The sequence below is a fragment of the Pseudomonas sp. PDM22 genome, assembly GCF_014851965.1.
Lineage (GTDB): Bacteria > Pseudomonadota > Gammaproteobacteria > Pseudomonadales > Pseudomonadaceae > Pseudomonas.
Genome location: NZ_JACVAR010000052.1, coordinates 1 through 280, shown reverse-complemented (window position 1 = coordinate 280; position 280 = coordinate 1). Strand labels below are relative to the sequence as shown.

General features: G+C 63.9%; 1 protein-coding gene. It reads left to right on the top strand.

Annotated features, from left to right (window positions below; all coding sequences use genetic code 11):
- A partial coding sequence (locus IB255_RS30605) for an Ig-like domain-containing protein (protein ID WP_192211300.1) occupies positions 1–280 on the top strand: 280 nt, incomplete at both ends.

Below are 280 nucleotides of genomic sequence, written 5' to 3'. Positions count from 1 at the left end.
CCACGCCACCCTGGTAGCCCACGATGCCGCGGGCAATAGCGCCGATGTACTGGCTGATCATGCCTACACCGTCGTCCTCGTTCCGCCGGTAGCTTCGGTGAACATCAACATCGTGGCCGGCGACGACGTGGTCAACCTGGCCGAGTCGAAGACCGCCCAGCAGATCACCGGTGGTACCACCGGCGGCCGTGCCGGCGACATCGTCAAGATCGTGGTCAACGACGTCACCTACAGCGGCAAGATCGACGCTGCCGGCAAGTGGAGCATCAGTGTTCCGGGT